Source organism: Sphingobium salicis subsp. salicis (genome assembly GCF_049472635.1).
GTDB classification, from domain to species: Bacteria; Pseudomonadota; Alphaproteobacteria; order Sphingomonadales; family Sphingomonadaceae; genus Sphingobium; species Sphingobium yanoikuyae_A.
In genome coordinates this window covers 4,545,614-4,560,449 of record NZ_JAYRCS010000001.1, presented here as the reverse complement: position 1 = coordinate 4,560,449, position 14,836 = coordinate 4,545,614, and the positions used below count along the sequence as shown (strand labels likewise).

At 67.1% G+C, this 14,836-nt stretch carries 13 protein-coding genes; 7 read left to right on the top strand and 6 right to left on the bottom strand.

The genetic code is table 11. The features are described from left to right. The first annotated feature begins 31 nt into the window (after positions 1–31). From VHN57_RS21990 to VHN57_RS21975, 4 genes are read left to right on the top strand one after another with little or no spacing between them, the layout of a single operon-like run. Entirely contained in the window at positions 32–322 is a 291-nt protein-coding gene (locus VHN57_RS21990; RefSeq protein WP_423285464.1) for a hypothetical protein, read from the top strand. 10 nt (positions 323–332) lie between these two features. Then, complete coding sequence (locus VHN57_RS21985) at positions 333–1,829, top strand: class I adenylate-forming enzyme family protein (RefSeq protein WP_423285462.1); 1,497 nt, start codon at positions 333–335, stop codon at positions 1,827–1,829. A gap of 1 nt (position 1,830) precedes the next feature. Further along, positions 1,831–2,985 carry a CoA transferase gene (locus VHN57_RS21980; protein ID WP_423285460.1) on the top strand — a complete coding sequence of 385 codons (1,155 nt, stop codon included), beginning with the start codon at positions 1,831–1,833 and terminating at the stop codon, positions 2,983–2,985. After that, positions 2,979–4,373: an amidohydrolase family protein gene (locus VHN57_RS21975; RefSeq protein ID WP_423285458.1), complete on the top strand. Its 1,395-nt coding sequence runs from the start codon at positions 2,979–2,981 to the stop codon at positions 4,371–4,373. The genes VHN57_RS21980 and VHN57_RS21975 overlap by 7 nt, the downstream gene beginning before the upstream one ends. On the opposite strand, the gene VHN57_RS21970 is transcribed toward VHN57_RS21975, so the two are convergent. After that, positions 4,335–5,282, bottom strand: coding sequence for an enoyl-CoA hydratase/isomerase family protein (locus VHN57_RS21970; protein ID WP_423285456.1), 948 nt, complete (start codon positions 5,280–5,282; stop codon positions 4,335–4,337). The two genes, VHN57_RS21975 and VHN57_RS21970, sit on opposite strands and share 39 nt — an antisense overlap. Before the next feature lie 73 nt (positions 5,283–5,355). Here VHN57_RS21970 and VHN57_RS21965 point away from each other — a divergent pair, with 73 nt between their 5' ends. From VHN57_RS21965 to VHN57_RS21955, 3 genes are all read left to right on the top strand, one after another. Beyond that, positions 5,356–6,927: a class I adenylate-forming enzyme family protein gene (locus VHN57_RS21965; RefSeq protein ID WP_423285454.1), complete on the top strand. Its 1,572-nt coding sequence runs from the start codon at positions 5,356–5,358 to the stop codon at positions 6,925–6,927. 77 nt (positions 6,928–7,004) lie between these two features. Continuing rightward, on the top strand, positions 7,005–7,871 hold the full coding sequence (locus tag VHN57_RS21960) for a helix-turn-helix domain-containing protein (protein ID WP_004209457.1): 867 nt from the start codon (positions 7,005–7,007) through the stop codon (positions 7,869–7,871). Continuing rightward, positions 7,864–9,138 carry an amidohydrolase family protein gene (locus tag VHN57_RS21955; protein ID WP_423285451.1) on the top strand — a complete coding sequence of 425 codons (1,275 nt, stop codon included), beginning with the start codon at positions 7,864–7,866 and terminating at the stop codon, positions 9,136–9,138. The genes VHN57_RS21960 and VHN57_RS21955 overlap by 8 nt, the downstream gene beginning before the upstream one ends. Before the next feature lie 166 nt (positions 9,139–9,304). On the opposite strand, the gene VHN57_RS21950 is transcribed toward VHN57_RS21955, so the two are convergent. From VHN57_RS21950 to VHN57_RS21930, 5 genes are all read right to left on the bottom strand, one after another. Further along, positions 9,305–10,666: an aromatic ring-hydroxylating oxygenase subunit alpha gene (locus tag VHN57_RS21950; protein ID WP_423285448.1), complete on the bottom strand. Its 1,362-nt coding sequence runs from the start codon at positions 10,664–10,666 to the stop codon at positions 9,305–9,307. A gap of 74 nt (positions 10,667–10,740) precedes the next feature. Then, positions 10,741–11,520: an enoyl-CoA hydratase/isomerase family protein gene (locus VHN57_RS21945; RefSeq protein WP_423285446.1), complete on the bottom strand. Its 780-nt coding sequence runs from the start codon at positions 11,518–11,520 to the stop codon at positions 10,741–10,743. Further along, complete coding sequence (locus tag VHN57_RS21940) at positions 11,520–12,767, bottom strand: acetyl-CoA hydrolase/transferase family protein (protein WP_125985462.1); 1,248 nt, start codon at positions 12,765–12,767, stop codon at positions 11,520–11,522. The genes VHN57_RS21945 and VHN57_RS21940 overlap by 1 nt, the downstream gene beginning before the upstream one ends. Continuing rightward, positions 12,764–13,645: an HpcH/HpaI aldolase/citrate lyase family protein gene (locus VHN57_RS21935; RefSeq protein ID WP_423285444.1), complete on the bottom strand. Its 882-nt coding sequence runs from the start codon at positions 13,643–13,645 to the stop codon at positions 12,764–12,766. The genes VHN57_RS21940 and VHN57_RS21935 overlap by 4 nt, the downstream gene beginning before the upstream one ends. Positions 13,646–13,656: 11 nt before the next feature. Further along, entirely contained in the window at positions 13,657–14,823 is a 1,167-nt protein-coding gene (locus tag VHN57_RS21930) for an acyl-CoA dehydrogenase family protein (protein WP_423285442.1), read from the bottom strand. Between the last annotated feature and the right edge of the window lie 13 nt (positions 14,824–14,836).

Sequence of the window (14,836 nt, the reverse complement as noted above, 5' to 3'; positions counted from 1 at the left end):
GGACGTCGGGGGACTGGAAGGCAGGAACGATATGAAACCGGGTACGAAACTGAAAAGCGCGGTGTGCGACACCGAAGTGATGGTGATCCGCAGCGGTGCCGGCACGATCGAATGCGGCGGCAGCGCCATGGGCGAAGCCAAGCCGGAGACGGTCGGCACACCCGCCGAGGATTTCAGCGCCGGCACGCTGATGGGCAAGCGCTATGTCGATCCGGCCGGCAATTTCGAATTGCTGTGCGTCAAGCCGGGCAAGGGTTCGCTGTCAGTCGACGGCGTGGCCCTGAGCCCCAAGGACGCCAAGCCCCTGCCCGCTTCGGACTGACGCCTATCCCATGAACATCGCCCTGTTCCTCGAAATGGCGGCCGATGCCGCGCCCGACCGCATCGGCCTGGTCTGTGACGGCCAGCGCTGGAGCTATGCCCGGCTGCTGGCTGGCGCGCGCGGCGCCGCCGCGCTGATCCGGGACAGTGGCTGCAGCCATGTCGCGCTGCTGGACGAGAGCAGCGAGGCGGCGGCGATGGCGCTGTTCGGCGCGGCGATCGCCGGCGTGCCCTATGTGCCGCTCAACTATCGGCTGGCCGACGCGGACCTCGCCGCGCTGCTGGCGCGGATCACCCCGGCGCTGATCGTCGGCGATGTCGCACGGGTCGAACGGCTCTGCCCCTCGGCCGACAACAAGGTGCTGGCGCGGGCTGACTTCGTTGCGGCCGCGCTGGACGCTGCGGCCGATGCGCCGGCCGAGGCGGACGAGGGCGATGGCGTCGCCATCCAGCTCTTCACCAGCGGCACGACCGCCGCGCCCAAGGCGGCGATCCTGCGCCACGCCAATCTGGTCTCCTATATATTGGGCACGGTGGAATTCGGCGCGGCGCCGGAAGAGGATGCCGCGCTGGTCAGCGTGCCGCCCTATCATATCGCCGGCATCGCCGCCCTGCTCAGCTCCATCTATGCGCTGCGCCGCATATTGCTGCTCCCCGCCTTCGATCCGGCCGCCTGGCTGGACCTGGCGGCAGGCGAGCGGGCGAGCAATGCCTTCGTCGTGCCGACCATGTTGTCGCGCATCATCGAGACTGTCGACAAGGGTGTCCGCCCCGACCTCAGCAATCTGCGCGCGGTCGCCTATGGCGGCGGCAAGATGCCGCTGGAGCTGATCCAGCGCGCGCTCGACCTGTTCCCCGATACCGGCTTCACCAACGCCTATGGCCTGACCGAGACCAGCTCGACCGTCGCCCTGCTCGGGCCGGACGAGCATCGCGCCGCCCATGTCGCGACCGATCCCGCCGCCCGCGCCCGGCTGGCGTCGGTCGGCCGGCCGCTGCCGACGGTCGAGATCGAGATTAGGGACGAGGAAGGCCGCTGCCTGCCCGCCGGCGAGCCGGGCGAAATCTATGTCCGCGGCGACCAGGTGTCGGGCGAATATCGCGAGCGCAGCGCGCTCGATGCCGATGGCTGGTTCCCGACCCGCGACGCCGGCTATATCGATACCGAAGGCTATCTGTTCCTGTCGGGCCGCGCCGACGATGTGATCGTGCGCGGTGGCGAGAATATCTCGCCCGGCGAGATCGAGGATGTGATGCTGGCCCTGCCCGCCATCGCCGAAGCGGCGGCGGTCGCCATCCCGTCCGCCGAATGGGGCGAGGCGGTCGGACTGATCGTCGTCGTGCGCGATGGGCATGCGGCGCCGGCCGACGAGGAGCTGAAGCAGGTCATCCGCGCCCGCCTGCGTTCTTCGCGAGTGCCCGAGCGCGTGCTCTTTGCTAAGAGCCTGCCCTATAATGAAATGGGCAAGCTCCTCCGCCGGGAAATCAAGAAGCTGTTCGCAGCCTGACATGGCTCTCGCCCTGCCGCTTGCCGGCTGGGCCGAGGCGCAACTGGAGGCGATCCGGGTGCTGGCGGGAACGCCGGCGCTGGCGGGTTTGAGCGGCGCGCAACTGCTGGGCGAGCGGGCGGCGCTGAACGGCTTTGCCATACCGGGTCGGCGCTCGGCCGGTGGGGGATGTCGACTCTACGACACGATCGACGGGCAGGTCGCGCTGACCCTGGCGCGGGCCGACGACCGGGACTTGATGCCGGCTCTGTTCGGCGATGTCGGCATCGAAAGTGACAGCGATATTGTCACGGCCTGTGCTTCTGCAAAGGCGTCCGCAATCGTGACACAGGGGCGGCAACTGGGGCTCGCGATCGCGGCGATCGACGAGGTGCCCGCCAGCCCGGCCTGCCGCCTGATGGTGACAGGAGGTGCGCGGCCGAAGCGCGAACGTCAGCCGCTGGTGATCGACCTGTCGGCGCTCTGGGCCGGGCCGCTGGCCGGGCATCTGCTGGGGCTGGCCGGCGCGCAGGTCGTCAAGGTGGAGAGCCGCAACCGGCCCGACCGGATGCGCGCGGGCGATCCGCTGCTGTTCGCGCGGCTGAACCAGCATAAGGCCAATGTCGCGATCGACCTGCGCAACGCGGAGGATCGGGCGGCGCTGATCGCGCTGATCCGCCGTGCCGACATGGTGATCGCCGCCGCCCGGCCGCGCGCGCTGGCGCAACTGGGGATCGATGCCGATGCGCTGGTGCGCGACGTGCCGGGGCTGGTCTGGGTGACGATCACCGGCCATGGCGCGGAGGGCGACGCCGCCCACTGGATCGGCTTTGGCGATGATTGCAGCGTCGCCGGGGGCCTCAGCGCCGCATTGCGGCGGGCAAGCGGGCGGATTGGCTTTGGCGGCGATGCCTGCGCCGACCCGCTGACCGGGATCCATGCCGCGCACCGCGCGCTGGCACAGTGGCATGAAGGGATGGGCGCGCATCTGCTGCTGTCGATGAGCGCCGTGGTGGCCGAGGCGATCGGCTGGGAACGGGCGCGCGACGCAGCAGGCTTTACCGCGACACTGCAAAGCTGGGCCGAGGCCGAGGGCGCCCCCTTCCCCGCCGTTGCGTCGCGAACCACGGGACCGGTCGCGGCGCTGGGGCAGGATAATGGGGCCTGGCTATGCTGATCCGCGATGCCGAACTATGGGGCGTGGGCCGGGCCGACCTGCGTATCGCCGATGGGCGGATCGCGGCGATCGGCGCGCTTGCCGCTTTACCCGGCGAGGCCGTGGTAGACGCCCGTGGCGGCGCCCTGCTGCCCGGCCTGCACGACCATCATATCCATCTCGCCGCCCATGCCGTCGCCCGCGCCTCGCTGCCCTGCGGACCGCCGGCCGTGGCTAGCGAAGCCGATCTGGCCGCCGCTCTGGCACAGCCGAACGAGGGCTGGCTGCGCGGCATCGGCTATCATGAGAGCGTCGCCGGCCTGCCCGATGCGCGGACGATCGACCGATGGCAGGCCGAACGGCCGGTGCGCATCCAGCATCGGTCGGGGCGGATGTGGCTGCTCAACAGCCGGGCATTGGATCTGCTGCTGGCGCAGGACGCGCCGCCGCCGGGGCTGGAGCGGATCGGCGGGCGCTGGACCGGACGGCTGTTCGACGAGGATGGCTGGCTGCGCCGGGTGCTGGGCGGCACGCCGCCGGCCCTCGACGCGGTGGGGACCGAACTGGCGCGCCATGGCGTCACCGGCGTTACCGACATGTCGCCCGGCAATGACGGCGCGAGCCTTGCCTGGTTCGCCGCCGAGCGCGCGACCGGGCACCTGCCCCAGCATCTGGTCGCCGCCGGCACGCTCGCATTGGGTGACTCACCGCCCCCTCCCGGCATCGCGGTCGGCCCGGCCAAGCTGCACCTGCATGAAAATGCCCTGCCCGACTTCGACCAGTGCGTCGCTTTCCTGCGCGCTGCCCATGATCAGGGCCGGGTGATCGCCAGCCATTGTACGACCGAGACCGAACTGGTCTTCACCCTCGCCGCGCTGGCACAAGCCTGCGCGCGACCGGGCGACCGGATCGAGCATGCAGGCATCACGCCCGATGTGCTGCTGGAGCAGATGATCGAATTGGGCGTGCAGGTGGTGAGCCAGCCGCATTTCATTGCCGAGCGCGGCGACCAGTATCTGCGCGATGTCGAACCGCGCGAACGGCCCTTGCTCTATCGGCTGGGCGCCTTCGCCCGCGCCGGGCTGGTGCTGGCAGCGGGAAGCGACGCCCCCTATGGCGTTGCCGATCCCTGGGCGGCGATACGCGCAGCGGTGTCGCGCGAAACGCGGAGTGGCGCGGTCATCGGGCAGGACGAGGCGCTGACGCCCGAAGCGGCGCTCGCCCTCTATCTCGCCGATCCGCTGGACCTGCGCCACCAGCGTTCGCTCACGGTCGGGTCGCGGGCCGATCTGTGCCTGCTGGATCGTCCCTGGGCGCAGGCGCGGGAGCGCCTGCGGGCGGAGGATGTTGCGATGACGTGGATCGGCGGATCAGTCGTCCATGATCGTGTCGACCAGACCCCAGCCTAGCGCCGTGCGGGTGTTGATCCGCTTGCCCGAGAGGATCATCAGCGCCGCGCGCTGACGCCCGATCCGGCGGCTGAGCGAGACGCAGCCGCCAGCGCCCGGAATGATCCCCATCGCCAGTTCGGGCAGATGGAACCAGGCGTCGGCGCTGGCTGTGATCTGCCCGGCAAAGGCCGCCATTTCGAGGCCAGAGCCGACGCAGCCGCCCTGGACATGGACCGTCAGCCGATCGGCGCAGCGCAGCAGCGCGTGGGCCGGCAGCGTCTGCATCCTTATGTCATGCGCGGTCGCCGGATCGCGCGTGGTGCCAAATTCGCTGAGGTCCGCCCCGGTGCAGAAACTGCGGCCCGCGCCGCGCAGGCTGACATGGGTGATGTCGGGATCGAGCGCGGCAATGTCGAACGCCGCCCGCAGCCCGTCGCGCAGATCGCGGTCGATGGCATTATGGGCATCGGGCCGATCGATCAGGATCGCCAGCCGGTTACCGTCCCGGTCGACCCGGATGGCGCCGGGCGACTGCACCGACGCGGGGATTTGTGCGGCCAGCCAGCGGGCATGGCCGACGCTGCCCTGAAGCAGACCATAAGCGAGCGATTCCGCGACCAGCGCCTGGGCCGGGTCCAGCCCGTCGATCAGCCGCAGCAATTGCACCAGCACCCGCGCCGCTTCCGGCTGGGCCTCAATCTGCTGCGTGATCGCATTGAGCGAGACCGGCAGTTCGACCAGCGCATCAAGCCGCGACGCAAGCGGGTGGTTCGGGTCGCCGATCCCCAGCAAGGGAAAGGGTGGCAGGTGCAACGGCGCATCGCTGTGCGGCGCCCGGTCGAGATCGACCAGCCCATAGGGCTGCGCATCCCCGGCCCAGGGAAGGGTCAGGCCATCGGGGTCGATCAGGGCGGCAGGGCCGGGCATGGGTGGCAGGGTAGGACCGTGCCGAAGCGCGGCAAAGGCGGACGCAGCACTGATCGCCAGGGCGTTGCGGACAATGGCTGACCAGCGCCGCGCCCTGCCGCAATATCGCGCCATGGAGACGGATCACCCCAGTCTGCGCGCGCTCGCCGCCGACGCCCTGCAACGGCCCGCCGATCAGGCAGCGATCCTTTATGAGGGCGAATGGATCGCTTGGGGAGCGCTGCGCGCGGTAGTCGAAGAAATTGATGCGGCTCTGGATGCGAGCGGCATTGCGGCGGATGCCGCGGTCGCCTTCGTCGCGCGCAATCGGCCGGCGGCGCTCGCCGCGCTGCTGGGCCTGATCGCGCAGGAGCGGACGATCCGCATGATCTATGCCTTTCAGTCGGACGCCGCGATCGCCCGCGACCTGACGCGCATGGCGCCCGCCGCGCTGGTCGCCTTTGCCGAGGATATCGGGCCGGAGATTCGCGCGGTGCTGACCGCCGAAGGCATGGTCGCGGTCGCGATCGACGGCATGGCCGCCGCCGCCCTGCCGGGTCATGAATATGCCTCGCCAGAAGTTCAGCAACGCCACGGCCCCGCCGCGCCGCAGATCGAGATATTGACCAGCGGCACCACCGGTCCGCCGAAAAGCTTCGCCGTGCCTTATGCGCTGCTGGAACGGCATTTCCTCTCGACCCCGCTGACCCGGCAACAGGCGGATGATCCCCAGGCCGCGCCGCCCTTCCTCCTCTATTTTCCGCTCGGCAACATCACCGGCCTCTATTCGACGCTGCCGATGCTGTTGCGCGGGCAGCGGGTCGAGCTGCTGGAGCGCTTCTCGCTCGCCGCCTGGCATGCCCATGTGCGGCGCTGGCGGCCCAGCCATGGCGGCCTGCCGCCGGCCAGCGTGCAGGCGGTGCTGGATGCCGACTTACCGGTCGATGACCTCGCTTCCCTGCGCGCAATCGGCTGCGGCGCGGCGCCGCTCGATCCCGGCGTGCAACAGGCGTTCGAGGCGCGCTACGGCATTCCCATCCTGCTCTCCTATGGCGCCACCGAGTTCGCCGGCCCGGTAGCGTCGATGACCGCCGCGCTTCATGCCGAATGGGGATCTCGCAAGATCGGGTCGGTCGGCCGCGCCATGCCGGGCGCACAGTTGCGCATCGTCGATCCAGACAGCGGCATCCCGTTGCCGCCCAACAGTGAAGGTCTGCTGGAAGTCATCTCGCCGCGAATCGGCCCGGACTGGATTCGCACGTCCGACATCGCCCTGATCGATGCTGATGATTTCCTGTTCCTGCGCGGCCGGGCGGACGGGGCGATCATCCGCGGCGGCTTCAAATTGCTGCCCGAGTCGATCGAACGCGCGCTGATGCTGCACCCGGCCGTCGCCGAAGCGGCGGTGACAGGCATGGCGGACCACCGGCTGGGGCAAGTGCCGGCGGCCGCGATCCGGCTTCACGCCGATTTTGCTGCACCCGTCGTCGCAGCATTGGAAACGCATGTGCGCCAGCTTCTTCCTGCCACCCATGTTCCTGCAAAATGGCTGTTTGTCATGGACTTGCCGCGCACGCCCTCGCTCAAGACCGATCGCCGCGCGCTTCAGGCGCTGTTTGCGAATATGTCGCCGGAAACGGAGAATGAGACAGAGAATATCACATAAACGAGGGTATCTCATTTTCTGTTGACAGCCTCCCGGCGTTAGTGAACAACCATGTTCAATAACGAAGGAGAGGAACCATGGCTCTGATCGAGTCCCATAAGCCGAGGGTAGCCAAGACCGAGTCCAACAAGGCGAAGATCGCCAAGCGCGTGGTCGAGGTGCTGGAATTTTTCGACGAGGATCATCCGCAGGCGACGGTGATGGACATTGTCCGCCGCTTCGACCGCCCGCAGTCGAGCACGTCCGAATTGCTGTCGAGCCTGGTCGACCTGGGCCTGCTCCACAAGGATCCGGGTTCGCGCGCCTATTCGCCGACCCCGCGCGCCGCGATGCTGGGTGCCGCGATCCAGCCGCGCATGGTGCGCGATGGCGTCCTCAACGGCCTGATCGATCGCCTGTCGGCCCAGACGGGCCTTGGCATTGCCGTGTTCGGCATGGTCGGCCTCAACATCCAGATCGTTCACTGGCGCGCTGGCAAGAAGGCGCTGCGCACCTCGGCCAATAACGGCCTGGCCGGTGGCCGCCAGGAACGGCTGACCGACTCCGCCGCTGGTCTGCTGATGCTGTCGACCGTGCAGCAGCCGCGCCGCGACGGCCTGATCCGCCGCCTCAATGCCGAAGCGCCGCAGGAGCGCAAGTTCGTCTTCGCCGATGTCGCCGGCCAGGTGCAGCGCTGCCGGGACGAGGGGCATATCAGCGGCTTTGCCGGCTTTGGCTCGATCGCCGACGTCACCGCCATGCTGCTGCCCCACATGCCCGACGGCCAGCCGCTGGCGATCGGCTTCGTCTATGAACCGTCCGACCAGATCGACGCCGCCGGCCTGCAGCGCACGCTCAGCGAAGCGGTCCGCCGCTCGGTCGAGGAACAGTCGCCGGCCGCCTCCGTCCAGCCGATCTTCGAATCCGCCAGCTGGCAGGGCGCGCTGGAGGTGAAGCATGGCTGATGTGAAGGACAAGGACGTCGCCGACGCCCAGGCCGCCCGCAAATATTGGTCGGCCGAAGGCTATACCGAAGGCGGCGTCATCCGCGAGGTTGACTACAGCACCCAGTCGGGCGGGCTCGACCCGTCGCTGGCCGGCATCAAGATTGTCGACACCGACACCCATATCACCGAGGCGCCGGACCTCTTCACCTCGCGCGCGCCGGCCAAGTACAAGGCCAAGGTGCCCTATGTGAAGCAGGACGCCGACGGCGTCGAACGCTGGTATGTGGGCGACCGCAATTTCGGATCGATGGGCGGCAACGTCATCCGCGCCGACAATAACAAGCTGCTCGGCCGCCTGGCCTTCCCCAAGCTGGCGCAGGCGCATCCGGGCGGTCACCTGATCAAGGAACGGCTGCAGGCGATGGACGATATGGGCATCTATGCCCAGATCGGCTTCCAGAATTCGGGCGTGACACAGGCCGGGTCGCTGATGTCGCTGGGCGACCCCGATCTCGCGGTCGCGATCATCCAGATGTATAATGACGCATCGGCCGAATATCAGCAGGTGTCGGGCGAACGCATCTTCAACATGGCCCATCTGCCCTTCTGGGACCAGAAGGCGATGGAGACCGAAGCGCGGCGCTGCGTCGACATGGGCCTGCGCGGCTTCGTGTTGCCCGATACGCCCGAGCGCGTCGGCGTGCCCAGCTTCCTGCATGATTATTGGACGCCCTTCCTGGAAATGTGCGAGGCCGAAGGCCTGCCGCTCAATTTCCACCTCAATGCGGCGATCGACCCCAATACGCTGACCTGGGACGGCTTCGGCTTTGAACAGACGCTGTCGGTGGTCGCCACCATGTTCTCGATCGGCAATGCCGCGACGCTGGGCAACTGGATGGTGTCGGGCCGGCTCGACCGTCATCCCAAGCTGAAGATCGGCCTGATCGAGAGCGGCGCGGGCTGGGTGCCCTTCGCGATCGAGGCGCTGGAGCATCAGTTCGACGAAATGCTGCCGAGCAAGGTGGGCCTGCTCAACAAGCGACCGTGGGAATATTTCCGCGACCATTTCTGGGTCACCTTCTGGTTCGAGAAGGTCGCGCCCAAGCTGCTGCTGGAAACGATCGGCGTCGACAAGGTCATGTTCGAAACCGATTTCCCGCATCCGACCTCGCTCTATCCGGGCGTGCAGGAACATCTCAAGGATGTGCTGGGCGGCTACGACTTCGCGGTGAAGAAGAAGGTGCTGCAGGACAATGCGGTGAACCTCTACAAGCTGCCCTTCTGAGGGGCCCAATCAGGATGGAAACGGAAAGGGGCGCTCCTGCCGGGAGCGCCCCTTTCCATTGGAGGGCAGTCGTCGAAGACAGTCATTGGTGAAAATGGAGGCGCGAAAGCGCTCCGCCGCCAGACAGATGATCGGCGGCGAAGGGCCATGATCGCGGCAATGTCGGTCAGTCCAGCGGCTTTGGTGCGCCAGTCCCCATGTAGCGGGACAGGTTGTAATGGAGGCTGGCCACCGCCCGCTCCATATAGGGGTTGGGCTGGGTGCCGCGGAAGCCGACATTCTTCATGCCCTGCTGCACCGCCTGCATATTGGTGAAATCCTGCTGCAGCACCGGCGGCCACTCCTCCGCGCTGGTATATTCCCATTCGGTGGCGGGCGTTTCCGCGTCCGGGAAAAGCTCATAGACCGCCGCCTCGAAAATGCACTTGTCCGGGTCCGCGCCATAGGGGCGGGCGGAATAGCAGAGCATGTTGTTGACGGCGTGGCCGATCTGGAAATTGGGGAAGATCTGCCAGGCGGTGCCGCTTTTCGCCGTATGGGCGGGTTCGACCACCGGCCAGAAGACGCCGCGCCGTTCATCGTCGGCGCGGGCGGTGGCGAGCCAGTGCTGCAGCACTTGCGGTGCGGGGGTGCCCTCGGGCAGTTCGTCCTTCAGACGCTGGGCGGCGGCGACCAGTGTCATGGTGGTGTTGGTATTGGCATTTTCCCAGGTGAAAAGCTGCATCTCCGCGGTCGACAGGCGCGGGTCTTCGCCCGATCCGATGCGCAGCTTGGCCTGGTTCTCGTCCATATTCTTGGGCGCTTCATAGCCGATATTGGTGTGCAGCCCATGTTTGCGCGCCCAGCCGCGAAATTCGCCGAAGGCGTTGAATTCGGGATGGGTTGTCTGGACATGATAGGTCTCGCTGAACGCCTCCATCGCGACCTTCCAGTTGCAGTCGAAGATGATCCATTTGCGCCAGCGATAGCGCATATTCTGAAGACCGAAGGGATCGAGCATGTCGGGCACCACGCCCAGATATTCAGCGAGCGGACCGCAATCGGGATCGAGATTGATCCAGGCCCAGCCGCCCCATGTATCGACGCTGACCTTGCCGAGCGCGGTACGCTGTGCCGTCAGCTTGCCCTGCCAGTCATCGGCATGGTTGGCGAAGGTGCATTGGCCCTGGCGGTCGAAGGTCCAGCCATGGAAGCCACAGATGATCGACTTGCGGTTGCCCCGCGCGTTGCGCTGGCCTGCGGGCGTATCGATCAGGCGGCGGCCGCGATGCGGGCAGACATTATGATAGGCGCTCAGTTCATCCGGCCCGGTGCGCATGATGATGACCGAGTCTTCGAGAATGTCATAGGTCACGAAATCGCCAACCTCGGGAATATCCTCCAGCCGGGCCGCCTGCAGCCAGACCTTGCGCCACAGCCGGTCCTGCTCGGCGCGGGCATAATCCTTGGACACATAGGCTTCGACCGGGACGACGACCGGCTCGATCAGATCCTCGCCGGGCGTGCCGATGCTGCTGATCTCGTTCATGGCCTATTCCTTCTCCATTCCACCCTTTTGCCACGCCCGCGTCACCCGGACTTGACGATTTCAGACAGTCGGGCTCAGCGCCCGGTCCATTGCGGCGTGCGTTTTTCGGCAAAGGCGCGCGGTCCTTCCTGCGCGTCCTTGCTATGATAAGTATATTCGGAGGCGGCGCGGGCGGCCTGCAGCGCAGCGGCGCGGCCCATCTCGGTCGCCAGCATCACCGTGTCGCGCCCGGCCTTCACCGACAGGGGCGCGCCCTCCAAAATTTCCGCCGCCAGATCGAGCGCCGCCTGCATCAGCGCTTCGGGCTCGGCCAGGCGATTGACCAGGCCTATCTCGTAGGCTCGGCTCGCGGTGATCGGCTTTCCGGTCAGGATGATCTCCATCATGATCCGCTGCGGGATCATGTGAATGAGGGGCGCGGCCCAGGGCGAACTGCGCCCGACCTTCACCTCGGTAATGGCGAAGCGCGCGGCTGTGCTGGCAACGCACAGGTCGCAGGCCTGGGCGATCATCCAGCCGCCGGCAAAGGCGACGCCATTCACCGCCGCGATCGTCGGCTTGCTGAGTTCGATGCTGTCATAGGGCAGCGGGAACATGGCGCGCGGCGGGACGGTCATGCCGGTGTCGACCATTTCCTTGAGATCGCCGCCCGCGCAGAAGGCCTTGTCGCCCGCGCCGGTCAGGATCGCGACGCGCAGCGCCGAATCATGCTCGAACCGGTCCCAGGCGGCACGCAGCCCCTCGCGCACGTCGCGGCCCAGGGCATTGCGCTGGTCGGGGCGGTTGATGGTGAGGATGGCGATGCCGTCGGGCCGCGCCTCGAACAGGACTGCGTCGGTCTGCGCTTCGGGCATCAATACCCCCTCTGCTGGATGATATGGGCCGCCCGCTCCAGTTCCTCGCGGAAGGCAGGATCGGCAATGGCGATCAGGCGACGGGTGCGCTCGGCCAGCGTCTGCCCTTTCAGTTCCGCCGCGCCATATTCGGTGACGATGATGTCGACATCGCTGCGCGCGGTGGTGACGGGGCCGGACAAGGCTGGCACGATCTTGCTCAAACTGCCGCCCTTGGCCGAGGCGGAAAGCGCGATGATCGAGCAGCCGCCGGGCGAGCGGGCGCCGGCGCGGACGAAATCAACCTGGCCACCGGTGCCGCCGAGATAGGCCGCGCCCGACTGTTCGGCATTGACCTGGCCGGTCAGGTCCACCTCCAGCGCGCTGTTGATGGTGACGAGGCGCGAAAGCCTCCCGAGGACTGCGGCATCATGGGTGTAGCTGGTGGCGCACATGCGGATGGCCGGGTTGTTGTGCGCCCAGTCATAGAGCCGGCGGGTGCCGATCAGCGCGCCATTGATCGAGATGCCGGTGTCGATTTCCTTGCGGGCGTTGGTCAGCACGCCGGCGTCTGCCAGGTCCACCAGCCCGTCGCCCAGCATGCCCGAATGGACGCCCAGGTCTCGCCGGTCGCCCAGCAGCCGCAATATCGCGTCGGGCACCGCGCCGACCCCGGTCTGGATCACCGATCCGTCGCCGATATAGGCGGCGCAGTGGCGGGCGATCGCTTCGTCGGTCTCGCCGATCTTCGCGGGCGCCACCTCGACCGGCGGGCGCGACACGGGAATGGCGACGTCGATCGCGGATGCGGGGATCAGTTCGCCCGGTACATAGGGCACCGCTTCGTTGATCTCCGCAATCACCACCCGCGCCTTGTCCACGGCGGCGCGGACATAGTCGCCGATCAGGCCGCAGCTATGGTTGCCGTTGGCGTCGGCGGGGCTCAGCTGAATCATCGCCACGTCGCAGCCGATGAGGCCGGCCGTGATCATCGGCGCGACCTGGCTGACATGGACGGGGATGACCTGCAGCTTGCCGGTCTTGGTCATCGACCGCAGCGCGCCGATCGCGCCCATGGAGGAGAGGCGGAAGCTGTCGGCGCTGTCCGGCGTGAACAGGCCCGAGAAGCTGGTGGCGATGAAGGCGGACAGATCGCCGATCCGCGCGCCCTGTTCGATCAGCGCGCTGACCAGGCTGACCGGCTCGCCGCAGGCTTGGCCAAAGACGATGCGGTCGCCGCGCCGCAGATAGGGGGTGAGGTCGATCACGAGGCCCCGGCCTGGCGCAGCAACTGCTCGGCGCGGCTGAGATAAGGCCGGTCGAGCATCCCGCCCTTGTAGCCGATCGCGCCGACGCCGGGATTGGCGGCGAAAATGTCGACGATCGCCTGCGCCTCGGCAATTTCCTCCGGCGTGGGGGTGAAGGCGGCGTTGATGACATCGACCTGCGCCGGATGGATCGCCAGCATGCCGCGATAACCGTCGCGCCGCACCTTTTCGGCGCGCGCCTTCAGCCCGTCGAGGTCGCGGAAATCGCCCTGGATCGTCTCGATCGCGGTGACACCGGCGGTGGCGGCACCCAGCAGGCACATGGAGCGCGCCAGTTCATAGGTGAAGCCATAGCTGCCATCGGCATTGCGATTGGAACTGGCGCCGATCGAGTCGGCGAGATCCTCCGCCCCCCAGGTCAGCGCCACCACGCGCGGCGCGCCCTTGTAATCGCCGGTATGGAACATGGCTTCTGCCGTTTCGGTGACCAGCACGATCAGCGGGGTCGATCCCCGTTCGATGCCATGCGCGGCCTCGAACGCGGTCAGATAATGGTCGAGCCGTTCGACATCCTGCCGGCCATAGACTTTGGGCAGCATGATGCCGCCCGGCCGCGCCGGCATGATCGCGGCGAGATCGTCGAGCGTATAGGGGCCGTCGAGCGGATTGACCCGGACCCAGAGCCGCTCGCGCCCTTCCGGCTTGGCGGCGAGGAAATCATGCACCATCTGGCGGGCGAGCGGCTTGTTCTCGGTGGCGACCGCATCCTCCAGGTCGAACAGCGCGATATCGGCGGCGCTGTCCGCCGCCTTGGCCATCTTCTTCTCGCTGTCGCCCGGCGCGAACAGCCAGGAGCGCATCTTGATCGGCAGCGTCATCGTCTCTCGCCTCAATAGGATTTGGGCAATTCCAGCACCTTTTCGGCGATGAAATTGAGGATCATGTGGGGGCTGACCGGGGCGGTGCGCGGGATCAGCACTTCGCGCAGCAGCCGTTCGACATGATATTCCTGGGCATAGCCCATGCCGCCGAGCGTCAGCATCGCGGTATGGCAGGCCTCGAACGCGGATTCGGCGGCGAGATATTTGCCGCTGTTCGCCTCCACGCCGCATTCTTCGCCCTTGTCGAACAAAGTGGCGGCCTTCATCACCATCAGGTTGGCCGCTTCCAGCTGCATCCAGCATTTGGCGAGCGGATGCTGAATGCCCTGATTCATGCCGATCGGCCGGTCGAAGACGATGCGTTCGCGGGCATAGCGGGCGGCGCGCTGGATCGCGTTGCGGCCGATGCCGATCGCTTCGGCGCCGAGCAATATGCGTTCCGGGTTCAGCCCCTTGAGGATGATCCTGAAGCCCTGCCCTTCCTCGCCGATCCGATCCTCCTCGGGGATGAAGAGGTCGTTGATGAACAGCATGTTGGAGCCGACCGCGTGGCGGCCCATCTTGGGGATCAACTGATGCTCGATCTTGCTGCGATCCAGTTTGGTGAAGAAGAGCGACAGGCCCTGCGTCTTGTTCTTCACTTCATCGAGCGGGGTGGTGCGAGCGAGCAGCATCATCCGGTCGGCGACATGGGCGTTGGTGATCCAGATCTTCTCGCCATTGACGCGATAGCCGCCCTCGACCCGTTCGGCTCTGGTCTTGAGCTTGGTGGTGTCGAGCCCGGTATTGGGCTCGGTCACGGCAAAGCACATCTTCTCTGCGCCCGAGATGATCGGCGGGATCATGCGCTGCTGCTGCTCCGCCGTGCCGAACAGGGCGATCGGCTCCAGGCTGAAGACCGGGCCGTGGATGCTGGACGCCGCCGTCATGCCGCCGCCCGCTTCCGCCACCGCCTGCACCATGATCGCCGCTTCGGTAATGCCCAGGCCCGCGCCGCCGGCGGCTTCGGGCATGGCGATGCCCAGCCAGCCGGCATCGGCCATTGCCCGGTGGAAATCGAACGGGAAGACGGCGTCCTTGTCCCGTTCCAGCCAATAATCGTCGGGGAACTGGGCACAGAGCTGGAACACCGCGTCGCGGATGTTCCTCTGGTCTTCGGTCAGGGCAAAATCCACGTCTCTGGGGGCC